1 protein-coding gene is annotated in these 1,221 nt (G+C 74.0%); it reads right to left on the bottom strand.

The window, feature by feature from the left end:
* Positions 1–1,221, bottom strand: a 1,221-nt coding sequence (locus tag ACWEVN_RS47970) for an AMP-binding protein (protein ID WP_452055729.1), incomplete at both ends; no start/stop codon positions are given.

Raw genomic sequence — 1,221 nt, 5'->3', positions numbered from 1 at the left:
GGGGGGGGGGCGGGCGCCCGCTCGCGCGCGGCGGGGCGCCCTGCCTGGTCGGCCCCCCCGGCCGCTAGCTGCTGGCCCCCCTCCCCGACGCCGCCCCGCGCGGCCGCCAGCGCCGCCGGGTCCAGCGCGCCGCCGAGCCGGACGGCCAGCGGGATGGTGTAGCCCGCGCTTTCGAGGCGGTTCAGGAACCACATCCGGGTCTGCGCGTGGGACAGCGGGATCCGCTCCGGCCGCGTGAGCTTCCGGAACCCGGCGCCCGCCTGGCCCGCGGAGATCAGCCGGCCGGCGAGCCGGCTGACCGTCCGCGCTTCGAACAGGTCGCGAATGGACAGCTGGGCGTCCAAAGCGGACCGGACCCGGCTCACGACCGAGTTGGCCAGCAGGGAATGCCCGCCGATGGTGAAGAAGTCGTCGTCGATCCCGACTTCCGGGACGCCGAGGACGTCGGCCCAGATCTCGCACAGCGTCGCCTCGACCGGGGTGCGCGGACCGCGGGCGGCGGTGCCGGTGTGCTGTTCCGGTGCGGGCAGCGCCTTGCGGTCGATCTTGCCGTGCGCGGTCAGCGGAAAGCGGTCGAGGACGACGTACGCGCCGGGGACCATGTACGCCGGCAGCTGCTCGCTCAGCTGCGAGCGCAGTTCCCCGGCGGTGGCGGTGCCGGTGACGTAGGCGACGAGCCGCCGGTCGTTGCCGGTGCCGTGCACGGTGACGACCGCTTCCCCGACACCCTCGTGTGCGGCGAGGGCGGTTTCGATCTCGCCGAGTTCGATGCGGTGCCCGCGAATCTTGACCTGGAAGTCGCGGCGCTCCACGAACTCCAGCTGACCGTCCGGGCGCATCCGGACCCGGTCGCCGGTGCGGTACATCCGCGTGCCCGGCTCGCCGAAGGGGTCGGCCACGAACACCGCCGACGTCCGGACCGCGTCACCCACATAGCCCCGGCCGACCACCAGGCCGCCGACGAACAGCTCGCCGATGGCCCCCACGGGCACCGGACGCAGCTCGTCGCCCAGCACGTAGAGCCGCGAATTCCGCACGGCGTGACCGATCGGCACCACCTCGACGCCGGACCGGATCACCGCGTGCGTCACGTCGTCCGAGCACTCCGTCGGGCCGTAGGCGTTCACCAGCGGCACGTCCGGGAACCGCGCAAACCACCGCGTGCACAGGTCCGGCGGCAGCGCCTCACCGGTCACCACCAGCCAGCGCAGCCCCGAAACA

This window comes from Amycolatopsis sp. NPDC003861 (assembly GCF_053605405.1).
This window is presented reverse-complemented; position numbering and strand designations above follow the sequence as displayed.